Genomic DNA, 23436 nt, shown 5'->3' with positions numbered 1-23436 from the left:
CTAGACGAGTAGTTCCGATGTCGGGGGTCGATGCGAGGGCATGAGGGAGGGTGTCGATGATCATGTTGTGACGCAAGACCTCGACACCCTCTTGACCGCACTTTACGTGAAGATCGATGACACGATCCGGACGCCGCGATGGTTGGGCCGGCCGCCGCTGCTGACCGACTCCGAGCTGGTCTGCCTGGCCGTGGCCCAGGTCCTGCTCGGCGCCCGGTCGGAGGCGCACTGGATCCGCTACGCCCGGATCCATCTACGCGCCTGGTTCCCCTACCTGCCACAACGCCCCGGCTACAACAAGCGGCTCCGTGCCGCCCTGCCGCTGATCAAGAAGACCATCCGGGACCTGGCCCGTGACAGCGACTTCTGGTTCGACAACCACTGGATCGTCGACTCCACCCCGATCCCGTGCGGCATGTCCCGCCCGACGGTGAAACGCTCGGACCTGGCCGGGTGGGCCGGATACGGCTACTGCGCCTCCCACTCACGGTTCTTCTGGGGCCTGCGCCTGTATCTGGTGTGCACCCCGACCGGGATGCCGATCATGTGGGCCCTGGCCAACCCGAAGATCGGCGAACGGGAGGTCCTCGCCGCGATGCTCGAGGTCGAAGCCGGCGTGGTCGCCGAGCACACCGGCATCCTGATGATCAGCGACAAGGGCTTCGCGTCCAAGACACTCGAGCGGGACCTGGCCGAGCAGGGTATCCAGTTGCTGCGGCCCTCTCGCAAGCGGGACAAAGCCCGCTACGGCGAGGCGCTGCTCAAGAAGGTCCGGCAGCTGATCGAGTCGGTCAACGACACCCTCAAAGGTCAACTCGACCTCGAACAACACGGCGGACGGACCTTCACCGGAGTCGCCGTCCGCATCGCCCAACGCCTACTGGCCATGGCCGCCGCGATCTGGCACAACAACAAGACCGGCGCACCGATCACCCGGTCACTGATCGCCTACGACCACTGACCGACATCGGAACTACTCGTCTAGAACCGCGGGGACAGCGCGGGGCGAGCCGGACATGGTGATCAGTAGCCAGCCGAACATCGCGGCGCCGATCGATCCGCCAAGTTGCCGGGCGAGCGCCAGGGTGGCCATCGCCGACCCGAAGTGCTCGGGCGGGGCGGTGGAGATGCCCAGGAGCGTGTAGGCCTGCATGAGCAGGCCGAGCGCGCCACCGGAGAGCGCGAGCCCGGTGACCGCGACGGCCAGCACGACGGTATCCGGTGCCGTGGCGACGAGCGGAAGCAGCGCTGGCAGGCCGAGGCCGGCCACGCCCAGCAGGAGGCCGAGCCTGCCCTAGGGCGCCATCCGCAGAAACCTGCGGACCACGATGGAGAAGGCGGCGGTCACGGTGAGCTGACCGGCCGTGAGCGCCACGAGCAGCGTCGACACGGTAGAGATGCCGTATCCGGTGCCCGCGATGACCGCCAGCGGTACGAAGGTGAACGTGCCGAACAGGGCGATCCCCCCGATCGCGGTGACGGTGATCGACCGCGCCAGCCCGGGCGTGGCGAAGATGGCCGGCGGGATGAGCGGGTCCGCGGCGCGGCGCTCGCGCCGCACGAAGGCGATGGCCGCGACGGCCGCGAGGGCGAGGATCGCTGGTGCCACAACGGGCGAGCTGGCCAGCGGCTCGAACGAGCCGAGCACGACGGCGCACGAGGTGGCAACGAGCAAGAGCATCGCGCCGGCGACGTCGAAGCCCCGTAGCCGGGCAGTGCCGGCACGGCCGGGAAGGCCCTGGCAGCCGATCGCGAGCGCCAGCCCGCAGATGGGCACGTTGACGAGGAAAATCGAGGGCCAGCCGGCCAGTTCCGACAGGTAGCCGCCGGCCGGCGGGCCGGCCAGCGCCGCGACCGCGGTGGTGGCGGTGAGCCAGATCTGTCGCCGGATCAATTCGGCCTTGTCGAACAACACACCGAGCGTGCTGACGGCGGTGACGATCAGACCCGCTCCGCCGATGCCCTGTATCGCGCGGAAGGCGACCAGCAGCGCCATCGACGGAGCGGCGGCACAGGCCAGTGGCTCAGGACAGCCGACCCCATCACCGCTGACCCCTCGCGCCCCGAGCTCTCGCGGAGCTCCGAGCCGATCACGACCTCTGGCTCGATCGGTGGTGTTGTCGGGCCGCCCTGTGTGACAGGCTGCCAGCCAGACACCAATCACGCGTAGTGCTGGGAGCGTATGGGTGACGGTCGTATCAGTTCTGAACTACAAGGGCGGGGTCGGTAAGACCACGGTGACGGCGAATCTCGGTGCCGATTTGGCCTACCGAGGCCGTCGGGTGCTCTTGATCGACTTGGATCCGCAGGCGAGTCTGACGTTCTCGTTCTATACGGCTGACGAATGGGATACCCAACTGAGGCCGTCGAAGACGGTCCTGCACTGGTATGACTCGTTCAATTGGTCGTCGTCGACCAAATCGCTTGGGGACCTCGTGACGACACCGCCAAAGGTCAATGCGGTGGTGCGCCAACGGGGCGGCCAGCTTGACTTGATCGCTTCGGACCTCGGTCTTGTCGACGTGGAGCTCGATCTCGCCGCAGGGTTGGGCGGATCCCGATACCAGACCTTCAACCCCGATTACCTCACGGTCCACAGGCTGCTTGCCGACGCTCTCACAGAAGAGGAGTTCGCGGGCTACGACATGATCCTGATCGACTGCCCGCCTAACTTCAACATGGTTACCAGGACCGCGGTCGTGGCAAGCGAACACATCCTGGTTCCGGCCAAGGCCGACTATCTTTCGACCCTGGGGATCACCTACCTGCGGCGTCGCCTGGCGCAACTGGTCGAGCAGTACAACGGCGTCGCCGGGCCTGTGCCTGAGGCGTGCATCAACCCGGAGGTCCTTGGTGTGGTGTTCACCATGATCCAGTACGCTGGGTCGGGCCTGATGACCAAGATTAGAAACTACATCGATCGCGCTGGCGAGACCGAGGTACCGGTGTTTAACCAGACCGTACGCGAAAGCAAGAGCGTCTTCGCCGACACTGGGGAGTTGGGCATCCCGGCGGTGCTGGCGGCCCACGCGACGCAGAACGTCGAGTACGACCTGAAGCAGTTGACCAGTGAGTTCATCGCCAGGACGAGGATCTGAGGAGCGCGCCTTGACCGAGTCAGTCGACCGTACGTACGACATGCTCCAGCGGATCGGGGAGTTTCTGAAGAAGCTGTCGCAGGAGCAGTACGACGCATTGGTCGCTGGCGAGGCCCGACTGGAGGTCGTGCTGAAAGGCGCGCGTGTAAGCGGGGGCGGCGCCAAGAAGGCGGCCCCGCCGGCCGCTTTGCCGGTGTCAGCCGACCAGGTCGCCGCCGACCTGCGAAACCTCGACGATCGCCAGTCGGCGACCCGATACCTCGAGGACCTCAAGCTCGGAAAGCCGCAGCTGGTGCTCTTGGCCCACGAGCTCAACGTCAAGGTCACCACCAAGCAGACCATGGCGCAGATACGCGACCTGATCGTGGCGCAGAAGGTCGGTTCCCGGCTCACCACCGACGCGATTCTGGGCCGCCGCTGAGGACCCGGTCGGTTAGCTTGGGGGAGTCAGCAACCGGGCCGCCTCGCGCAGCACCTCTTCCCACTGTTCGGGTGGGCTGTGCCGGCGCAGTCGGGCGCCGATGTCCTTGGCCAGCCAAGCGAGCCGGGTCGGATCGAGAGCGGGTGCCGGTGCGGCGGCCTCTTCGGCCTTGGTGAGTTTGACATCGACGGAACGCAGCGGCAACGGCTCGCCGGCACAGACGATGTCGAGGTAGCCGACTGGGCGGGTCAGCGCGACGTACAGCAGGCGGTGCCCGCGCTCGTCACCGGCCACTATGTCCTCTGGTTCGATCACTACGACCGCGTCGAACTCCAGCCCTTTCGATTCCTGCGGGCTGATCAGGTTGATCGTGTTGCCCAGTTCGCCGCGGTCGGCGCTGCTCCAGCCGACTCCGTTGGCTGCCAGTGCTGCCTCCACGTCGGTTCGCAACGTGTTGGGACAGATGATGCCGACGAATCGGCCATCGTTCGTATGGGAGACGGCCTGGGCCACGGCACGCCCAGCGCGTTCGGCCGGATCGACACGGAAGATCGCGGGCTCTGCCGGTCCGTCGCGGACCACCTCGGGCGGGATCGTGGCCGGGGACGCCAACGGCAGGAGGCCGGCTGCGAACCGGTACACCTGGCTGGGCACCCGGTAGCCGTATCGAAGTGTCTTGACCTCCCGGGGCAGCCTCGCCGGCAGGTGTGAGGTCACGTCGTCCCAACTGTCGCGCGCCCATTTGCCCGTCGACTGGGCCAGATCGCCGAGGATAGTGAGCGAGCCGGACGCGGACCGGCGCGCGATCGAACGCAACTGCATCGGCGATAGATCCTGCGCTTCGTCGACCACGATGTGTGCGTATCGGACCTGCGGGCCCCCGTTGATCAGGAATTCGGCCTCATCGAGCAGTGGCAGATCATCACGGCTCCAGATCTCCTCGGTCAGCCGGTCCGCGCCGCGCCGGCGCAGCTGCAGGATCTCCGACGCGGTGAACTCGTCGCCGGCCGCCACCAGCAGCCGTTCCCGCGAGCTGAAGAGATCGCGCAGCAACGCGGGTGCGGTCAACTGCGGCCACAGGCGGTCGACCAGGTTTTCCAATGCGGTGTGGCGGGTGACAGCCGGATTGACGCCGCGCCTCTCCACCATCTGCGCTACCGCCTCACGTAACCGGGCGCGGCGGTGTGCGTAGGGGGCGCCGTCAGCCTTCAATGTATCGATGACATCTCGGATCTCGGCGCCGGGGACCGTGACGAAGCGACCGTCGACCTGTAGCCGCTCGGCCGGCTCGGGCACACCGATGCGCGCGCTCAGGGCACGGTCGAGCAGGCCGGCCATCCGTGCTTGGCCCTTGAGCCGGCCGACCTCCGGGGGTTCCGGTCGGCCGCGCCCCAGCGCCGGCGCCAGCTTGGTGATGTCCAGTTGGGCGACGTCGTCTTCGCCTAGGCTCGGCAGCACCGTACTGATGTAGCGGGTGAACGTAGGGTGCGGACCGACGATCAACACATCGGTGCTTCTGAGGCGATCTCGATGGTTGAAAAGCAACCACGCCACGCGATGCAGGGCCACAGCCGTCTTGCCGGTCCCCGGCCCACCCTCGATCACCAACATGCGTTCCAGCGGTGCGCGGATCAGCTCGAACTGTGCCGCCTGGATCGTCGCGACGATGTCGCGCATCGTGCCCGTACGACCCCGGGCGAGTTCCCGTAGGAGACCGGCGTCGGGGCCAGCCGGATCACCAGCCATCTGCGCGAAGACAATATCGGTGAAGTCGTCGATGAGGTTGCCTGTGCACTGAAACGTCCGCTTGCGGGTCAGTCCGTGCGGCTCGTGATGGCTGGCCTGATAGAACCGTTCGGCGGCGGGTGCCTGCCAGCTGACAACGATCACCTCGCCCTCGTCATCGCGGATCACGTGCCGGCCCACGTAAAGCCGGCTCTCGTCGTCGTCCATGCGTCCGAACGCGACTGCGGTGTCGGCAGAGCCGAGCGCCTCGCTGTGCCCCTTGGCGAACTGTCGCATATGCGTCGCAGCAGCCGGGTGAGCCGCTGCGGCCGCGGCGTCGGCGATAGCGGCGCGGGACTTTTCGCGCGCCTTGTCAGCGCGATCGAAGAACTCCTGCTCCTCTGCAATCTCAGACTTCGAAGCCACGTCCGTCCTCGCATCAACCGGTCGAGCCGACGCGCCCCACCGTACCGCCGGACCGCCAGCCTCCGCTGTCCACACGAGACTGCCTACCGATACTGCGCAGACCCAACGGTCAGGCCTTGCGAACCGATTCTGGACCTTGTCTTCTCGCCTCATCGCCGTGGGACCGAGGCCCGGCCAGATGCGGATGCTCTGCACAACCGCTCCACTCGTCCGATCCCTCGTCTCGAAGGATCGTCATTGGGATCTGGTTCAGCCGGAGTAGCCGCGCTGGGCTATCCAGTTGGCCATCTCGATCGTGCCGATCGAGTACGAGCTGACGGTCGGGTTGGCCGGGTCGGCGATTTTGAGGATTCGGCCCTCGTCCGCGTAGCCGACGACGGTGATGTAGTGGCCCCCGGGCCAGTCGAGCTGGCGGCCGTCGGCGATGGTGGCCCCGCCGACGACGTTGGCCACGATGGCGTACCCGTTGCTGATCGCCCGTACGGCGTCGGCCTGGAGGCGGTCCATCTCGGCTGGCGTCGCCACTTCGCCGGGGATTTCGCGGGTGCGGTAGAAGCCGCTCTTGGTCAGGTTGTTGAGGACCCGGGTGGTGTCTTCGGCCGAGTCTGTGCCGTTGATGGTCGTGTTGAGTTGGGCGGCGAGAGCGTCCTGGCTGGGTAGCAGGCGGCGGGCGCTCAGCGCGATGCGGGTGGCCGCGGGTCCGCACCAGTAGCTGTTGGGCTGGCCCTGGTACGTGTAGTCGAGCGTCTTGGCCGCCGGTGGCGCCGCCGCGCGGGTGGGGGTGGGGCTCGACGGCTTCGCCGCTGGCGTCGCCGGCTGGCGGGCGGCCGCCGGTGGGCTGGGCTTCGCCGTTTCCGCCTTCGGCGTCTGGGTGGCGGCCGTGACCTGGGCGGCGGCCGGAATCTGCCGGCCGGCGACGGATGGCGCATCGGACGACGATTTCATCAGTGCGCCGGTCGTCGTCGCGGCCACGGTGAGAAATATTGCTGATGCCGCCACGATGCGGTAATTGCGAGGGGTGGTGACGGGTGTCCTGTCGGCACGGTGCCGTCCGCGCTTCACTTGGTCCTCCAGGGGGATCCGGCCCGTCATCGAATCGGGCCGGGGGCGACGGGGCCGAATCTGCGACCGGCCGTCGAGGGGCATGCGCAACTGATCGCGACGCCGATCAGCGGCGCGAAGGGTTGCGGAATGAACTTAGGTATTTATCGCAGTCGCTATCTGTCGAGCGGGGGAGGGCTCGGACGCCCGAAGCGACGAAGAGGCTGCGGGTGAGCGGCAGACGGGTCACGGCACGGGGGGAACTGCACGAGGTCTCCTTCCTGGCCGCCTACCGGGTTAGCTGACGGATTCGGGCGGGAAGCTCGCCCTACCACGGTGGGGGACCGCGGATTCACCCCAACTGCTCTGGGTCCCCGGCTCGCGCATGCGACTCGGCGGGTCTGCTCGGCGTCGCCGTACGGCGACCAATGACCGATCAGACGCAACGACGCTACTGCTCGGTACAGCGACAGACAAGATTTGCGGTACTCGTCACCGCAATTCGCCGCCGATGCCGTGGACATTTCTGTCGGCCTCGGCACCAATGCCGATCGACGCGCACTATGCCAGGTAGACGAAGCATGATGCTGCCGGACTCACTTGTGCCCCGGTGACCGATTCCGGATGTCGGCCGGGTTGACGTCGGTGCCGGAGCCACGTCGCGGAGCCCCGACCGGCCGGGCTCCCGGTGGGTCGAGCCGCTGGTCACCGGCGTCGAACGGCTCAGGGCGTGCTGGCTAGCGTCGCGGCGCCGCCGACCAGGATCGCGGCGCCGTCCGGCGTTCGGCGGGCGGTGGTCGTAATGGTCGCCGGGCTGCCCAGGCTGTCGCCCATGTCGACGCTGAGGTGGGTGACGCCGCGACGGGCGAGGTGCGCGGCGAGGCAGGCGGTGCTGTTGGCGTTGGCGATGTCTTCCGGGACGCCGATCGAGGGGGCGAACATGCGTGCCGTGACCCGGCCGGCGTCGCTCGGCGGGGTGTGGACGTAGCAGCCCAGGAAGCCCAGCCGGTCGCAGGCGGCGCGGAGGGCGTCGATGTCTGGCGTGAGGGCGGCGACGGCCCGCGCCGTGCCGAACGGGATCAGGATCCGGGGCCGGCCCGGCGAGGCGACGCAGGCGCCAGGGGCGAGCAGTTCGGCGCTGGCACCGAGCGCGGCTGCGACGAGGCCGGTCTCGTCGGGGGTGGCCTCGCGTACCGCGATGGGGCCGGGGTCGAAGGCGGTGTGGAACCGGTCGCCGTCGCGGGTCGCGTGCGCGGTGAAGGCGCGCCCCGCCGCCCGCAGCGTGAACTCCCGCACGGCCTCGTGGCTTCGCGCGGCGAGGAACGCGATCGCGGCGACCGTGCCGTGGCCGCATGCGGGCAGCTCGCCCTCGGCGGTGAAGAAGCGGAGGTCGGTGGCGGTGCCGGGCGCTCCCCGGCGGGTCACGAAGACCGCGTGTGAGGTGCCGTAGCGGGCCGGCACCCGGCTGCGCTCGGCGTCGGACAGCGCGCCGGGATCGTCGACGACGGCGGTCGGGCTCCCACCACGCCCGTCGCGCACGCACGCGTCGACGACGGTGCCGTGCCCCGCCGCAATCGTGACCATGCGCCCCTCGCCGGTGGTGACCGTCCTTGCCGGAGTTTAGTGGTGGCCGCGTGCTCCGGCGGGTCGTCGCCTAAGGCGTGCGGGGCCGCGTCGTGAGGGGTGGGGACGCCGGGCCCGGGCCGCGGTGCGGCCCCGGACCCGCCGGTGAGGTCCCGGTTGGGTGCGGTGGCCGCCGCGGCGCGCAGCCGCAGGTACGCCTCGCGAAGGCCGCGGCGGGCCCGGTAGGCGAGGGCGGCGACCGCGTTCGGCGAGAGGCCCAGCATCCGCGCCACGGTGGCCGGTCTCAGGCTTTCCACCTCGATGTGCCAGAGCACCTGCCGCCAGCGGGAGGAGAGTGACCGGAACGCTTCGGCGAGGACCTCGTCCTGCCAGGAAGCGGCCGGATGGATCGACGGTGAGGGTTCGTCCATCAGGTCCAGATCGTCGCGCGGCTCGGCGAAGCGTTCCTGCCGGGCCTGGTCGACCGCGACGTTGTGGATGACACGGAGGAGGTAGGGCAGGAACTCGCCGCGGGGACCACCGCCGTTTCGCAGGGTGGCGAGCAGACGTCCGAACGACTCGGAGACGATGTCGTCCCGCTGCGCGCCGCCGATCGACCAGCGGGCGGCCGCGCGCCGAGCCCTACCCGCGTATCGCCGGTAGAGGACCGCGAACGCCTCCGTGTCGCCCTCGTTCGCGGCGCGTACGAGTTCGGCGTCGTCGCGTTCGTCGAGGTCACGAGAAGCCGCGATGGCCGGCGGTAGACCCTCGGCCGGTTCGGGCATCGGTGCACTCCCTTCGGCCAGTGGCGTCAACGGTTTCGGTTGTCACAGGCATCCCAACGACCTGTGTGTGGGGACAGGAATCGCCGGTGCGAGGGAGTACGAAGATCCAGACGGGATTCAGCCTTGTCGACGTTGACGTCAGCCGTCCGGCTGGCAATCGTGTAACAGGTTCACTAAGAGCAGGTCGTGTGTGGATTCCGAAGACGCCACGCCGTGCCAATCCGCCGCGCGGCGCCGCTCATGTGTTAAAGGGTTCCGACTCGCGCGCGGCGAGCCGCCGAGGATCTTGACAGATTATCTATCGCTAGGTGTCAATGTAGCTTCTTGGTGTATCCGGTCGGTGGACATTTCCGTCGAGACGGTGTTGTTTTCCGGTGCGACCTCGTCGATTCGGCTAACGTCCCGGAGGTGAGGGAAGCCAACGTGCCGCAAGTGAGGGAAGGAGGTGGGCACACGACCAAACAACGACCCTCCTGACGACATCAGGTGTTCTCGCGTGCTGGCGGGGCGGGCCGGGCCAACCGGCTCGCCCCGTTTCGTTGTGGTGACTGGGCGACGAGGGTTGATTCACGACCGCCGTCATCTTCGCCGCCGTGGCCGCGTGGAGGGTGTGAACGATGTACGTCTCGACGGTCAGGGGATAGAGATGCGTGGAGCGTGTATGGGAAGCGCGCCGTGCTGAACACGGTGTTCCAGCATTCGGCGACGGCCTCCTACCTCGTGGGTCTGGCCTTTTCGGTCTATCTACTGGCGGTGATAGTCCCCTACCTTCGCCAGCGGCGGGGCGAGAAAGGAGAGCCGGAGCGCTACCACTGGCATTTCTTCGTCCCCTGCGATCAGGACGAAGGCAAGGTGCGCTTCACCATCACCGCGCTCCGCCGTGACTTCCCCGAAGCGCACGTCTGGGTCCTCGACGACGCCGGCGTCACACCCACCGCCACGGTCGTCCACCAGCTCGCACTCCTGGACCCCCGGGTGCACCTGATCCTGCACACACCGTCGCTTCATGGACCCCGCGGCGGGAACGAGCCGTTCAACTCCCTGTACCAGGCCCTGGACCGGTGGCTGCCATCCGATGTGGACCGTCACCTGGTGGTCGTCGCGGTGGTCCATCCGGGAGTGCGGCTGCGGGAGGACTGCCTGGCGATGGTCTCCGGGCGCCGGTACCTCGGCGATCCGCGGGTCACGGTGGTGCAGATCGGCGAGCGTATCGTCAACCGCGGCGACCGCAACCCGCTGGCGGCGCGCCGAGCCACGACCGGCCGGCTCCACCAGGCGTGGGCGCGTCTCCTCGTCCGCCTGCAGGACGTCCAGTCCCAGGGACCGACGCTCGCCGCGCGACTGGCCGTGCCGCGTGGCGGGGCCGTCGGTTTCAACGGCAACGGCCAGTTCGTTCGCGTGTCCGGATTGGACGCTCTGGGCGGCGGCGCGCGGCGGCCGTGGCGGATCCCCGGCCACGACTACGACCTCGCGGTCCATCTGCTCATCCGCGGGCATCGCACCGTCTACGCACACGACACGTGGGGTGAGCGCGCCGGCCCGCCGACGCTCGGTCCGCTCCTGGCCAGGCAGATCCGGCACGCGCGTAACAGCCTTCGCCGGGCGCGGTACCTGCCGTCACTGTGGCGAAATCCGGCACTGCGCCCGCCGGAGACGGCGTCGACCGCCCTGATCCTCGTCCGGCCGTGGCTCGGTGCGGTCGCGTCGCTCGTGTACGGGCTTCCGGTGCTGGCTCTGCTCGCCGCGGTCGCGCTGCGCCCGCGGGAGGCGATAGGCGAGGTGCCAGCCGCGATCTGGTTCTTCTGGTCCGCGATCGTGCTGCTCGGCCTGCTCCAGTTTGCCGTCTGGGGCCCGCTGTACGTCCTGAAGGTCGAACCGGGGTCGCACCCGTTGCAGGCTGCGGGGTGGGGCCTGGCCTACGTCGGCTACCTGTTCCTGTCCTGCCTGGCCACCTGGCTGGCGATCGCCCTGGTCCTGTCCGGCGTGGACCGCGGATACCGGCGCCCGGCCCAGATCCACCGGACCGCCGGCGGCCACGACGGCGGGCCGGACCGCGCCACGCTCCACAGTGGAGAGGGCGCGACGGTGAGCCGCCGGTGAGGGCGGCGCCAGCTTTTCGTGGTTTGCCGTCATCTTCGCCCTGAGTGGGCGTGCGGGAAGCGTGAGTGAACGTTCCGTGGTCGGTGACGCCGCCGCGAGAGCCGTCGAGTAATTGCCTCCTGCCGCCTCCACACTTATGCCGCTGTGGGTGTGGACAACGGCGGTAATCGACGGCGTGGCGATCGCGGTCCTGGCCGTGGAACCGGCGCCGCTCGCGGGAATCCTTGAGCAGCTTCCCGCGAGCGGCGCCCCTTTCTTATTTGCGTTCTTCCGGTGTCATATCCCTTCTCCGTGGGCGAGAGCAGTGCGGGAGCTTCCGTTCCTGGTGCATTTGCCGGGATAGGTCGGCTGGCGGGCCTGACGACTGGCGGAAGTGACCGTTCTGGGGACAACCGTCACGCAGAAGGGGGAAGCGGTGTCCAAATGGGACGGCCCACCTCGCGATCGAAGGTCGATCGTGAAAAAGGTGGGCGCAGCAGTTCTAGCGATATTCGGAACCGGGGCCTTGATAGGACAGGCGCCGGCGAAGGCAGCACCGGGAGACGGGACAGTCAACGTCACCGTGGTCCGCGACGCCGACTTCGACGGCACCTATGACACCGGGCTGGAACTAGGTGTCGAGGGCATCACCGTGACGCTCCGGGACGACGCCGGAAACTCCCGGACCGCTACCACCAACGCCCAGGGGGTGGCCAGCTTCCCACCGGCCGACGCGCCACTGGCCGGTGGCAAGTACCGGGCGGAAGCGACGATCCCGGACTCGATGTCGTATCTCCAGCCGACGATCGCTGGCGGCCCGGCACCGGCGCTCTCGTCGCTGGTGTCGTTCGTCGACGTGACCGGCGGCAAGACCGCCAGTGTGGTCATGGGCGTGGCCAACCCGGCCGACTACTCCCCGCCCGACCCCACGCTGATCACGCCACGTCACCTGGGCGGCTGGCGGACCGGGGGCAATCCCGGGGACGCCGCGGTGGTCACCTACCCGTGGTCCCGGCGTGGTTCGGTCGACGCCTTCCCGTCGCCGCGTCCGGCCACCCTCGCGACCTACGGCGACGTGGGTACGACGTACGGCATCGCCGTGCAGCGGTCGACCCAGCGCGTGTTCGCGGGTGCGCTCGCCAAGCGGCACACGGCGTACGGCCCGAACGGTCCCGGCGCCATCTACGTCGGCACGCCCGGTGCTGGCGGCGGATACACGTGGTCGCTGTTCGCAAACCTGCCCAACGCGGGAGCCACCGCGCATGGAGCCAACTACGCCCAGGACCCGGGCTTCTTCAACCCGCCGGGTAAGGAGTCGCTGGGCGACCTGGAGATGTCCGAGGACGACTCGACGCTCTACGCGGTCAACGTGGCCAGCAAGCAACTGGTCAGCATTCCCGTTGGCGCCGCTGGTGCGGTGACGTCCGTGCCGATCCCCGACCCGGGCTGTACCGTCGCGACGGACTGGCGACCGTTTGGCCTTGGAGTGCGCGACGGCGTGGTCTACGTAGGCGGCGTCTGCTCCGCGGAGAGCTCGCAGCTTCGCGCCGACATGCGGGCGGTCGTCTACGCCTACCAGAACGGCTCGTTCGGCACGCCGGTCGTCGACCACCGGCTGGACTTCCCGCGTGGCTCGTCGGGACCCGCTCTGGGCCCCGGCACTTGGAACCCCTGGCTCAGCACCTGGGACACCTCCAAGATCATCGGCCCCGCGGCGGCCGGCGGTACCGTCATGTACCCGCAGCCGATCCTGTCCGACATCGCATTCGACCGCGATGGCGACATGATCCTCGGCTTCCGGGACCGGTTTGCCGACCAGGTGGGCCTCCAGTCGCTCTCCAACCCGGACACCCCAGGAGTCGTCTACAGCACGTTCTCCAACGGTGACATCAACCGGGTGTGCCTGGAGGACGGCGCTTACGTCTGGGAAGGCGAGGGCGGCTGCGCGGACAACTACCAGGGTGGCCCCTACGGCGGCCCGGAGCTGCCCGGGACGAGGGAGTACTACCCGGGCGAGGTCTACACGTTCGACGGCGCCGGTGGGCACGAGGAGATGGCCCAGGGTGCGCTCTGGCTCGCTCCGCGGTTCACCGACGTGGCGACCACCGCCCTGGACCCGGTGATCGATTCCATCTCGGGTGGTGTGCTGTACCTGCACAACGATGACGGCCGGTCGAACACCGACCAGACCCGCGGGTACGTCATCTACCGGGACGACCCGACCAACCCGGCCGCGTTCGGCAAGGCGAACGGCCTTGGCGACCTCGAGGCGCTCGTCACGCCTGGGCCGGCGCAGATCGGTAACCAGGTCTGGTACGACGCCGACCGGGACGGCATCCAGGACCCGTCCGAGCCGGCGCTACCGGGGGTCGTCTGCACGCTGCGGGCGCCCAACGGCAGCACCACCAGCACCACGACGAACGCCATGGGCGAGTACTACTTCATGGTGCAGCCGGGCTTGCAGTACACCGTCACGTGTGACCCGTCGGGGGCGACGAACCTCCCCGCCGGCGTCACCGCGACGGACCTGGAGGTCACCAAGAAGGACGGCGGAGCCGACAACATCGACTCCGACGCGGACGACAACGGGACCGTCGTCGTGACGGCGCCCGCGGCGGGGACCGCCAACCACACGTACGACATCGGTTTCATGACGCCGCCTCGGCCGGGCATCGCCCTGGACAAGACGCGTGACGAGCCGGTCGACGTCAACCAGAACGGGATCACCGACGTCGGTGACACCGTTGTCTACCACTACAAGGTGACCAACACCGGCAACGTGCCGCTCACCGACGTGAACGTCACGGACGACAAGGTCACCGGCATCACGTGCGAGAAGACGACGCTGGCTCCGGCCGAGTCGACGAACTGCACGAGCCCGCCCTACACCTTCACGCAGGCCGACGCCGACGCCGGCGAGGTGGTCAACACCGCCATCGCGCACGGTACGCCGCCCGACGGCCCGCCAATCGACACACCACCGGACGAGGAGCGGGTCCCGCTCGAGAAGAAGCCGGCGATCACGCTGGTCAAGACCCACGACACGCCGGTCGACGTCAACGACAACGACATCACCGACGCCGGTGACACGGTTGTCTACAACTACGAGGTCAAGAACACCGGCAACGTGACGCTCACCAACGTGAACGTGACAGACGACAAGGCCACGGGTATCACCTGCGCGGCGACCACGCTGGCGCCGGGCGCGTCCACCACGTGCAAGAGCGCGCCGTACACGTTCACCGAGGCGGACGCCGAGGCTGGCCAGGTGAAGAACACCGCGGTCGCGCACGGCACCCCGCCCGGCGACGAGCCGCCGATCGACTCGCCTCCGGACGACGACATCGTGCCGCTCCAGGAGCTGGTGTCGGTCGGTGACTTCGTCTGGTTCGACACCGACGGTGACGGCCAGCAGGACCAGGGCGAGCCCGGGCTCGGCAACGTGACGGTCACGTTGCGGGACGAGGCCGGCAACCCGGTCGGGGAGCCGAAGAACACCACGCCGGACGGCAAGTACCTCTTCGAGGACCTGCTGCCCGACACCAAGTACCGGATCTGCTTCGACCCGAAGGCGGCCACCGGCCTGCCGGAGGGTGTGACGCCCGCGGATCTGGAGCCGACGGCGATCAACGTCGACGGCGACGGCACCGACTCGGACATCAACGCCGAGCAGTGCGTCGACATCACGACCCCGGCGACGGGTGAGAACCTCACCTTCGACGCCGGCTACAAGGAGAAGCCCGAGCCGACGGTGGTCTCCATCGGCGACAAGGTCTGGTACGACGCGGACCGCGACGGCGTCCAAGACCAGGGCGAGCCGGGGATCCAGGGTGTGAAGGTCACGCTGCAGAACCCGGACGGCACGCTGGCGAAGCCGCCCGCGACCACCGACAGCAACGGCCACTACGCGTTCAACGACCTGCCGGCGAACACGGAGTTCAAGCTCTGCTTCGACAAGTCGTCCGCGTCCAACCTGCCGGCCGGGCTGCAGCCCGGTCACCTGGTGCCGACCGCCCAGAACGCCGACAACGACGACGCGGCCGACTCGGACATCGATCCGACGTCGCAGTGCGTCGTGGTGACGACCCCGGCCACGGGGAACGACCCGACGTTCGACGCCGGCTACATGGCTCCCGAGCCGTCGCCGACCGTCAACATCGGTGACTACGTCTGGGTGGACACGAACAAGAACGGCATTCAGGACCCGGGCGAGCCGCCGCTGCAGGGCGTGACGGTCACGCTGAAGTACGAGGACGGTACGACGAAGACCGTCACCACCGACGACCGGGGCATCTACCGGTTCGAAGGGGTCAAGCCGGAGACGCCGGTGCAGGTCTGCTTCGATCCCTCGACGGTGACCAACCCACCGGCCGGGGTCAAGCTCGCCGACCTGAAGCCGACCGGAGTGAACTCCGACGGCGATGACACCCGGGACTCGGATATCGATCAGGGTGGCTGCGTTGCGCTGACCACGCCGGCGCCGGGTCAGGACGATCTGACGGTCGACGCGGGCTACGTCACGCCGACGCTGGTGACGATCGGTGACCAGACCTGGCTCGACCAGGACGGTGACGGGGTCCAGGACCCGAACGAGCCGGCGCTGCAGGGCGTGACGGTCACGCTCAAGGACGCGGACGGCAAGACGGTCGGGGAGACCTCGACCGACGAGAACGGCAACTACGTTTTCGAGAACCTGCCGGCCGACACCACGTTCGAGGTCTGCTTCGACGCGTCCAACGCGGCGAACCTGCCTGAGGGCGTGACGGCCGACATGCTCCAGCCGACCCGCAGCAACGTCGGGGACAACACCAAGGACTCCGACATCATGGCGAACGGCTGCGTCGAGGTCACCACGCCGGAGTCCGGCGAGGACCCGACCATCGACGCCGGTTTCGACACCAAGCCGGCTCCGCACGCGGAGCTCAAGCTGGACAAGCAGAAGGGTGAGCCGGAGGACGTCAACGGCAACGGCCGGACCGACGCCGGAGACCGGGTCTCCTACACGTACCTGGTGACCAACACCGGCGACGTGGAGCTGTCCGAGATCGAGGTGGCCGACGACAAGATCGGTCCGGTGACCTGCCCCGCCACGGCGCTGGCACCGGGCGAGTCGGTTACCTGCGAGGCTGGTCCGTACACCATCACGCCGGAGGACGCCGCCGCGGGCGAGGTGAAGAACACCGCGGTCGCGACCGGTACCACGCCGGACGGGGAGCCGGTCGAGTCCAATGAGGACACCGAGACGGTGCCTGTCGAGAAGCCGGTGAGCATCGGCGACAAGGCATGGATCGACGAGGACGGGGACGGTATCCAGGACCCGAACGAGCCGCCGCTCCAGGGTGTCACGGTCACGATCAAGAACCCGGACGGCACGGTGGTGGACACCAGCACCACCGACAGCAAGGGCGAGTACAAGTTCGACAACCTGCTGCCGAACACCGGGTACGAGGTCTGCTTCGACGCGTCGAAGGCGACCGGGCTGCCGGAGGGCGTTACCGCCGCTGCGCTGAACCCGACTCGCTTGAACGCGGACGGTGACGACGCCAAGGACTCGGACATCGACGAGAACGGCTGTGTCACGGTGACCACGCCCAGCCAGGGCGCGAACAACACGGTCGACGGCGGTTACGTGCTCCTCAACCCGGCGATCGACCTGGTGAAGAAGGCCGACAAGGTCGAGGATGTCAACGGCAACGGCAGGAAGGACGCCGGCGACAAGATCACCTACTCGTACGAGGTGACCAACATGGGCAACGTCCCGCTGACCGAGGTCAAGGTCACCGACAACAAGATCCCGACCGTCACGTGCGACAAGACCGCGCTGGCGCCGGGGGAGAAGGTGATCTGCACGGGCGGTCCGTACACCGTCACGGCCGAGGACGTGAAGGCCGGCAAGGTGCACAACACCGCGACCGCGACCGGCGTCGACCCCAACGGCGAAGAGGTGCCATCCGAGCCGTCTGAGGTCGAGGTCCCGCTCGATCCCGCGAAGCCGCTGCTGGTACTGGACAAGAAGAAGGACGAGGTGGAGGACGTCAACGGCAACGGTCTGACCGATGCCGGCGACAAGGTCACCTACTCCTACGAGCTGTCCAACACCGGCGACGTCAAGGTGACCGATATCCAGGTGACCGACGACAAGATCGCCAACGTCAGCTGCCCGAAGGCGGAGCTGGCGCCGGGCGAGAAGGTGACCTGCACCGGTGGTCCGTACACGATCACCGAGGCGGACGCCACGGCGGGCAAGGTGGTCAACACCGCGGTCGCGAAGGGCAAGGGTCCCGAGGGTGAGCCCGTCGAGTCCGAGCCCGACACCGAGGAGGTCCCGGTCGACAAGACCGTGACCATCGGGGACAAGGTCTGGCTGGACAACAACAAGAACGGCGTCCAGGACGACGGTGAGCCGCCGCTGAAGGACGTGACGGTGACCCTGAAGGACAAGGACGGCAACGTGGTCCAGACCACGAAGACCGACCCCGAGGGCAAGTACGAGTTCACGGTGAAGCCCGAAACCGAGTACGAGGTCTGCTTCGACGCTTCGACGGCCACCGGCCTGCCGGACGGTGTGACCGCCGCTGACCTGAAGCCGACCGGCAAGGACGCGGGCGAGGACGACGCCAAGGACTCGGACGCCGACGCCAACGGTTGCGTGAAGATCACCTCACCGGCCGAGGACGGAGACGACACCATCGACGCCGGCTTCGCCACTCCGCCGCGGGCGCACCTGACCGTGGACAAGAAGGCCGACAAGGTGGACGACACCAACCACAACGGCCGCACCGACGCCGGCGACAAGGTCACGTACACCTACGTGGTCAAGAACGACGGCGACGTCAAGGTGACCGACATCAAGGTGACCGACAACAAGATCGCCAACGTCAGCTGCCCGAAGACGGAGCTGGCACCGGGCGAGAGCATGACCTGCACCGGTGGTCCGTACACGATCACCGCGGCGGACGCCAACGCCGGTGAGGTCATGAACACCGCGGTTGCCACCGGCAAGGACCCGGACGGCAAGCCGGTCAAGTCGGACGAGGACAAGGAGCGGGTGCCGGTCCACAAGCCGGTCCAGGTCGTTGTCGTCAAGCCGAAGCCGGAGCCCGTGTCGCCGCCGAGCGGCAAGCTGCCGGTCACCGGAGCGAGCGCGCTGACCGTCGGCGCCGGCGGCATCCTGCTGCTGGTCGGTGGCGGTGTGATGATGCTGATCGCCCGCCGGCGCCGCACGTCGGTCGAGGAGGGATAGCCGGAAGGTAGCTCACGAAGGTGTGTCCCCGTCGCTTCCAGCGGCGGGGACATCACCTTGCCCGGTGCGGGCCGGTCAGCCCAGCAGGGCGGAGCCGATCCAGTCGCCCTCGGCCACGCCCGGCGGGATCCAGAACAGGGCCGAACCGCGCGTCTCGGTGAAGTGCCGGAGTCCGTCCACTGCGGACAGTCGACGTTGGACGCGGACGAACAGCTCCGGATCGCGCATGAAGGCGAGAAAGAGCAGGCCGACCTCACCGGCGCCGTCGACGTACGTGTACCCGCGGCGGAGCATCTCGGCGCCGCCGTCGAAGCGGGGATGGGCGGCCCGGACGTGGGCGGTCGCGGGAATGACGTAGGCGCCGTCGTCCGTTCGGGCGAACAGGTCCACCTCGTCCGTCTCGACGCGCGCCCCCAGCGGCGCCCCGCTCTCCCGGGAGCGGCCGATCACCGCCTCCTGGTCCGGCAGCGGCAACGCGGTGAATTTCGGGACGTCCATGCGGATCTGCCGGACGACCAGGAACGTGCTCCCGTCGGGACGCCAGACGTGCCGGTCCAGATCGGTGGGATTGGCCGTACCGTCCTTGAAGCCGAACAGGTTGCGGGGCGTACCCACCTGACGGGTCGGCCGCAGTCCCAGCCGCTGCCAGCGGGGCAGGAGCACGCCGTCGGCGAGGCGGTTCAGCACGGCGGCCGCGCCGGCGAGCTGCATGGGGTCGTCGGCACAGAGCTGTACGCCCACGTCCGCCCCGGTGCGGTTGGGATCGAGCCGGTCGCCGGGAAACGCGGGCAGATCCACCATGCCCGGTGCCGGAGCGAGCCCGAGCGCCTTGAACAGGCCGCCACTGAAGCCGACCGTGATGGTGAGTCGTGCCGGCGACGTGCCGGCCAGCGCCGGTTCGGAGCTGCGGCCGGAGGTCATCGCGGACGCGGCGGTGGTCCAGTCGCCGAGCGCCCGGACGAGCTGGTCGCGGACCACCCCGGGGGCCAGGGCGTAGCCGACGACCAGGGCGTGAGTCTGCGGCGGAGTGTCGACGCCGGCCTGCCGTCCACCGTGGAACGGAATGGTCGGAGCGGACCCGGTGTCGTGGGGTCCCTTGCCGCGCCGGCAACTCGCGGTGGCCCCGATGGCCAGTCCCGCGGCGCCACCCATCAGCCCTCGTACGACGCCACGGCGGGACGCGGTCGCGTCATGCCCAATGTGTCCAGGCGAGTGCACTATGTGGTGATTCATGCGGCGAAGATAGCTGAGGACGGCGACGTGCGGCACGTAAACCCCGGGTACCAGGTTGCACTGTGGACACTGCTCACCGTCGGCTTCCTCGGCGGGTGCCTGCACGTCGACGACGGCGGCGTACGGCGCCCGAGCGGATCCGGCCCGGTCACGATCCGGGTGCCGGCGGATGCGCCGACGATCCAGGAGGCTGTCGACGCCGCGCGTGTCGGCGACCTCGTCCTCATCGACAAGGGCGTCTACACCGAGTCCGTCAAGGTGTACCGGCCGGGAATCACCGTGCGCGGCGCCGACCGCAACGGGGTCGTGATCGACGGGCAGTTCCGGCGGGGCAACGGCATCACCGTCACCGCTTCCCGTACCGCCGTGGAGAACCTGACCGTCCGCAACCATCTCTTCAACGGCGTGCTCTTCACCGGCGTCACCGACGATGCCCTGCACGGGGCCGGAGCCGGCGGCCGCGACTACAGCAAGCTGGACACGTCGAAGTTTCCGCCGCTGATCGGGTTCAGGGCCACCCACGTGACCGCGTACAACAACGCGCTCTACGGGATCTACGCCTTCGACGCACGCGTCGGCGTCATCAAGGAGAACTACGCGTCCGGGCACGCCGACTCCGGCGTCTACGTCGGACAGTGCAAGCCCTGCGACGTGCGGGTCGAGGCGAACGTGACCGAGCGGAACGCGGTCGGCATGGAGTTCACCAACGCCTCGGTGGGCATTTCCGTTGTCGGCAACCGCATCACCCACAACCGTGTCGGGCTCACGATCGCGACGGACATGCTCGAGTCGTACGCGCCGCAGGCGCAGATCCTGGTCGCTGGCAACGCGATCGTCGACAACGCCGAGGCGAGTACGCCGGCCCAGGCGGAAGGAGGCTTCGGGATCGGCGTCGGCATCAGCGGCGGGAGCGGCAACGAAGTCACCCGCAATCTCATCAGCGGGCATCCGGGCGCCGGCATCGTCGTGGCGGACGCGCTGGACTTTCCCGCGCGCGACAACCGGATCGACGGCAACCGGCAGGTGCGCAACCGCGAGGAGGTCGTCACCACGTCCGCGGCCGCCATGGGGTCCGCCGCCGTCCAGAGTGGAGCCGCCGCACCGCCGGGCATGTCGTTCCGGGACGTGCCGGCGCCCGCCGAGCAGCCCGGGATGCCGGACCCGGCCGCCCTACCCGTCGCGCCCGCCGGCGATCCGCCCGGCGCGGTCGACGTCGCTTCGGTGCCGGTCCCCGCGAACTCCGAAGAGGTGCCCGCCGTGCTGGAGAGCAGGTGACCGCCCGGGGCGTCGCGGCGGTACTGACCGCGCTGCTGTTTCTCGCCGGCGGATGCGCCGAGCCGCCGGCCGAACCCACCGCGCGGATCGTGAGCTCGGACGAGGCCGAGCGGCTGGCGGCCGTGCTCTTCCTGAACCACGACGCGGGAGGCGCACACCTGACCGCGGTCGTGCCCGTGCCGGGCCTGGGGGTCAGCCAGATCGAGGCCATCGTGGACTGGCGCGACCACCTCGGTGACGGCGAGCTCGTCACCCTGGCCCCGGACGGCCGAGCCATCGAACGCCAGCGGGTGGTGTGGGGACTGCGGAGTTTCGCCACGGTGGGCCAGAAGGGCGACTGGCAGGTCGACCCGTTGCAGCCCGACCGCAACCCACTGCACCTGGCGTTGGCGACCAGCCTGCGGCTCGCCAGCGACCGGCCGGAAAACCCGCAGCTGCTGATCAACAACGATGCGTCCTGGCTCCGCGCGGACACGCTCAGCGGCACGGCGGTCGACGTCTTCAGCGGGCCCCGGGTCGGGGACGGCGAAGCGCGGGCACAAGGTGCCCAACAGATCCATTACTGGCTCGACCACGAAGGCCGGCTGCGCCGCCTGGAAATCCGCAATGGCAAGCCACCCATCACATTGGACCTGTCCCGGCTCGGCCGGCAGCGGGTCGATGCGGAGCCGGCGTTGCGGGAGCGGCTCGCGGCCAGCGGCGCCAGCCCTTCCCCGGGGACGCGATGAGCGGCCGAGCCGGCGCCGCCCTGCGGATCGCGACCCGGACGTTGGGCGAGCTCATGACCACGCTCGGCCTGGTGACGATGCTCTTCGCCGGGTACGCCGTGTGGGGCCAGACCGGGGCGATCGACGCGCGGCAGGGACAGCTGGACCAGCAGCTCGACGAGCGCTGGGGCGCGTCCGGCGATGCCCCAACCGTCGGCCCGGCCACTCCCGCGCCGTCCGGAGGCGGGTCGAAGGCGCCGGGCAACCGGTCCGGCTCCGGCGATCAGGGCGGCCCTCCGGGGGAGGCGGTCGCGCGGCTGCACATTCCCAAGCTCGGCAAGCGGTGGGTGGTGGTGGAAGGCGTGCGGTCGCGGGACATCCGGTACGCGCCGGGGCACTACCCGGGTACCGCCCTGCCGGGGGAGGTGGGCAACTTCTCCGTGGCCGGACACCGTACCCCAGCCATCTTCTGGCGGCTCGACGAGGTCCGGTCGAGCGACGTGATCGTCGTCGAGACGAGGACGAGCTGGTACGTCTACCGGGTCACCGGCCTGAGTGTGGTCAAGCCGGACGCGGTGGAGGTCATCGCTCCGGCGCCCGGAAGTCGCGGCGGCGCACCGACGGCCAAGCTGCTCACCCTGACCACGTGCCATCCAAAGTGGAGCAACGGTCACCGGCTCGTGGTGCGCGCCGAGCTCGTCCGGGCTCAGGAACGCGTGGCGGGCAGTCCAGCCGAGTTGAGGAGCTAGGCGATGTACGCGTGGCTGTGGCGCCACCTTCCGTTCCGGCGGCTGGGGCGGCTGGTCGCGGTGGCGGTCCTGGGTGGGATCGTCGCCGTCCTGCTCTGGCGGGTGGTCTTTCCGTTCCTCGAGCCGATCCTGCTGCCCTTCGACGACGTGCAGGTGGACTCGGTCGCCGATCAGTCCTCGAACGCGGAGAAGCCGACCAGGTCGGCCTCCCCGACCTGATCGCGCACCAGCTGCTGGGGGACGCCGTCTTCGAGCAGGTGCCGTATGTAGGAGAGCCGGAGCGTGTGCGGGTCGAAGCCGGTGCCGAGGCCGGCGGCGGCACAGTAGCCCGCCATCAGCTGGCTCAGGTCCTTTGTGGAGAGCCGCCCGTCGCGGGCGGCCGGCCACATCGTCGCGCCGCTCGGCCCGCCGATCAGCGGACGCACCACGCTCAGGTACCGCTCCACCTCGGTGACCGCCCACGGAAACAGGCTCAGCACGACGCGGGTCGTGGTCTGGGCGGGCCCCGCGGGACCCCGCCGCACCCGAAGCGCGCCGAACGCCCCGAGCTCGGGCGCGTGCAGGTTTGGGAGCCAGTCGGCGACGTCGAGGAGGACCGCCTCGCGCCGGCGCAGCCCCCACGCGTACATGACCTTGAGGACCATCCCGTCCCGGAACGCGGCGAGCACGGCTTTGCGCCCGTACGGCAGGGCCGCGCGGACCTGGTCGTCGGCGTACCGCAGGAGTATCTGGACCTCCTCGCGGCGCAGGACCCGGCAGCTCGCCCTGCCAACGACCCGATCGGTTTCGCCGGTCTCCACGACGCGCGTCGGGCGCCGCCCGAACCGCGGCCAGCACACGTCTGCCGTACTCCGCCACAATCTCACGCCCCGTACTCCACAAAAGGGATGAATCGTGACGCAGTATGCCTGGATGGTCGCGGCTGCCCGCGGTTTGAGCGTGCTCGGATCCGCGTCCCCAGGGGACGTCATAGCCCGAGGCGACGGTGCGTGATCAGTCGGGGAGGACTTCGGATAGGGGGAGCCATGTTTCGACTCGCAGCCGGAGCCGTCACGTGCCGGCGCACGCTTGTCTGCACCTTCACCGCGTTC

At 69.0% G+C, this 23436-nt stretch carries 17 protein-coding genes and 1 riboswitch; of the genes, 9 read left to right on the top strand and 8 right to left on the bottom strand.

Going from position 1 to position 23436, the window contains the following annotated elements; all coding sequences use genetic code 11:
- Positions 1 to 67: 67 nt before the first annotated feature.
- Positions 68 to 961, top strand: a complete 894-nt coding sequence (locus tag RB614_RS41625) for an IS982 family transposase (protein ID WP_308717983.1) — start codon at positions 68 to 70, stop codon at positions 959 to 961.
- Between the two features lie 12 nt (positions 962 to 973).
- Here the strand turns inward: RB614_RS41625 and RB614_RS41620 are convergent, their stop codons facing one another.
- Together RB614_RS41620 and RB614_RS41615 are read right to left on the bottom strand one after the other, a co-directional pair.
- Complete coding sequence (locus tag RB614_RS41620) at positions 974 to 1270, bottom strand: hypothetical protein (RefSeq protein WP_308718241.1); 297 nt, start codon at positions 1268 to 1270, stop codon at positions 974 to 976.
- Between the two features lie 24 nt (positions 1271 to 1294).
- Positions 1295 to 2164: an MFS transporter gene (locus RB614_RS41615; protein WP_308718240.1), complete on the bottom strand. Its 870-nt coding sequence runs from the start codon at positions 2162 to 2164 to the stop codon at positions 1295 to 1297.
- 22 nt (positions 2165 to 2186) lie between these two features.
- Here RB614_RS41615 and RB614_RS41610 point away from each other — a divergent pair, with 22 nt between their 5' ends.
- The gene (locus tag RB614_RS41610; RefSeq protein WP_308718239.1) at positions 2187 to 3098 is read left to right on the top strand and encodes a ParA family protein; all 912 of its coding nucleotides are present in this window, start codon (positions 2187 to 2189) and stop codon (positions 3096 to 3098) included.
- Positions 3099 to 3108: 10 nt separating this feature from the next.
- Entirely contained in the window at positions 3109 to 3519 is a 411-nt protein-coding gene (locus tag RB614_RS41605; protein ID WP_308718238.1) for a hypothetical protein, read from the top strand.
- A 12-nt stretch (positions 3520 to 3531) separates the two neighbouring features.
- Here RB614_RS41605 and RB614_RS41600 read toward each other — a convergent pair whose 3' ends face one another.
- The 4 genes from RB614_RS41600 to RB614_RS41585 all read right to left on the bottom strand — a co-directional run bounded on the left by RB614_RS41600 (position 3532) and on the right by RB614_RS41585 (position 9059).
- Positions 3532 to 5670: a HelD family protein gene (locus RB614_RS41600; protein WP_308718237.1), complete on the bottom strand. Its 2139-nt coding sequence runs from the start codon at positions 5668 to 5670 to the stop codon at positions 3532 to 3534.
- A gap of 249 nt (positions 5671 to 5919) precedes the next feature.
- Positions 5920 to 6642: a C39 family peptidase gene (locus RB614_RS41595; protein WP_308718236.1), complete on the bottom strand. Its 723-nt coding sequence runs from the start codon at positions 6640 to 6642 to the stop codon at positions 5920 to 5922.
- A gap of 341 nt (positions 6643 to 6983) precedes the next feature.
- Positions 6984 to 7119, bottom strand: a riboswitch (cyclic di-AMP (ydaO/yuaA leader).
- A gap of 315 nt (positions 7120 to 7434) precedes the next feature.
- The gene (locus tag RB614_RS41590; protein ID WP_308718235.1) at positions 7435 to 8250 is read right to left on the bottom strand and encodes a PhzF family phenazine biosynthesis protein; all 816 of its coding nucleotides are present in this window, start codon (positions 8248 to 8250) and stop codon (positions 7435 to 7437) included.
- Positions 8133 to 9059 (bottom strand): RNA polymerase sigma factor, encoded by a 927-nt coding sequence (locus tag RB614_RS41585; RefSeq protein ID WP_308718234.1) that lies wholly within the window; start codon positions 9057 to 9059, stop codon positions 8133 to 8135. Before RB614_RS41585 ends, RB614_RS41590 begins: the two co-directional genes overlap by 118 nt.
- Positions 9060 to 9734: 675 nt before the next feature.
- Here RB614_RS41585 and RB614_RS41580 point away from each other — a divergent pair.
- Both RB614_RS41580 and RB614_RS41575 read left to right on the top strand, forming a co-directional pair.
- Complete coding sequence (locus RB614_RS41580; RefSeq protein WP_308718233.1) at positions 9735 to 11159, top strand: glycosyltransferase family 2 protein; 1425 nt, start codon at positions 9735 to 9737, stop codon at positions 11157 to 11159.
- Positions 11160 to 11721: 562 nt separating this feature from the next.
- Positions 11722 to 18381 (top strand): SdrD B-like domain-containing protein, encoded by a 6660-nt coding sequence (locus RB614_RS41575; protein WP_308718232.1) that lies wholly within the window; start codon positions 11722 to 11724, stop codon positions 18379 to 18381.
- Positions 18382 to 18456: 75 nt separating this feature from the next.
- On the opposite strand, the gene RB614_RS41570 is transcribed toward RB614_RS41575, so the two are convergent.
- The gene (locus tag RB614_RS41570) at positions 18457 to 19533 is read right to left on the bottom strand and encodes a Dyp-type peroxidase (protein ID WP_308718231.1); all 1077 of its coding nucleotides are present in this window, start codon (positions 19531 to 19533) and stop codon (positions 18457 to 18459) included.
- 108 nt (positions 19534 to 19641) lie between these two features.
- Here RB614_RS41570 and RB614_RS41565 point away from each other — a divergent pair, with 108 nt between their 5' ends.
- From RB614_RS41565 to RB614_RS41550, 4 genes are read left to right on the top strand one after another with little or no spacing between them, the layout of a single operon-like run.
- Complete coding sequence (locus RB614_RS41565; RefSeq protein ID WP_308718230.1) at positions 19642 to 20889, top strand: right-handed parallel beta-helix repeat-containing protein; 1248 nt, start codon at positions 19642 to 19644, stop codon at positions 20887 to 20889.
- A complete protein-coding gene (locus RB614_RS41560) occupies positions 20886 to 21617 on the top strand; it encodes a hypothetical protein (RefSeq protein ID WP_308718229.1) in 732 nt (243 codons plus the stop codon). The genes RB614_RS41565 and RB614_RS41560 overlap by 4 nt, the downstream gene beginning before the upstream one ends.
- Positions 21614 to 22345, top strand: coding sequence for a class E sortase (locus RB614_RS41555; protein WP_308718228.1), 732 nt, complete (start codon positions 21614 to 21616; stop codon positions 22343 to 22345). Before RB614_RS41560 ends, RB614_RS41555 begins: the two co-directional genes overlap by 4 nt.
- Positions 22346 to 22348: 3 nt before the next feature.
- Positions 22349 to 22564: a hypothetical protein gene (locus tag RB614_RS41550; RefSeq protein ID WP_308718227.1), complete on the top strand. Its 216-nt coding sequence runs from the start codon at positions 22349 to 22351 to the stop codon at positions 22562 to 22564.
- Here the strand turns inward: RB614_RS41550 and RB614_RS41545 are convergent.
- On the bottom strand, positions 22516 to 23145 hold the full coding sequence (locus RB614_RS41545; RefSeq protein WP_308718226.1) for a tyrosine-type recombinase/integrase: 630 nt from the start codon (positions 23143 to 23145) through the stop codon (positions 22516 to 22518). The genes RB614_RS41550 and RB614_RS41545 overlap by 49 nt on opposite strands.
- Between the last annotated feature and the right edge of the window lie 291 nt (positions 23146 to 23436).

The organism is Phytohabitans maris (genome assembly GCF_031085175.1).
GTDB classification, from domain to species: domain Bacteria; phylum Actinomycetota; class Actinomycetes; order Mycobacteriales; family Micromonosporaceae; genus Phytohabitans; species Phytohabitans maris.
The sequence above is the reverse complement of the archived record's forward strand: the minus strand, read 5'-3'. Positions and strand labels throughout refer to the sequence as shown.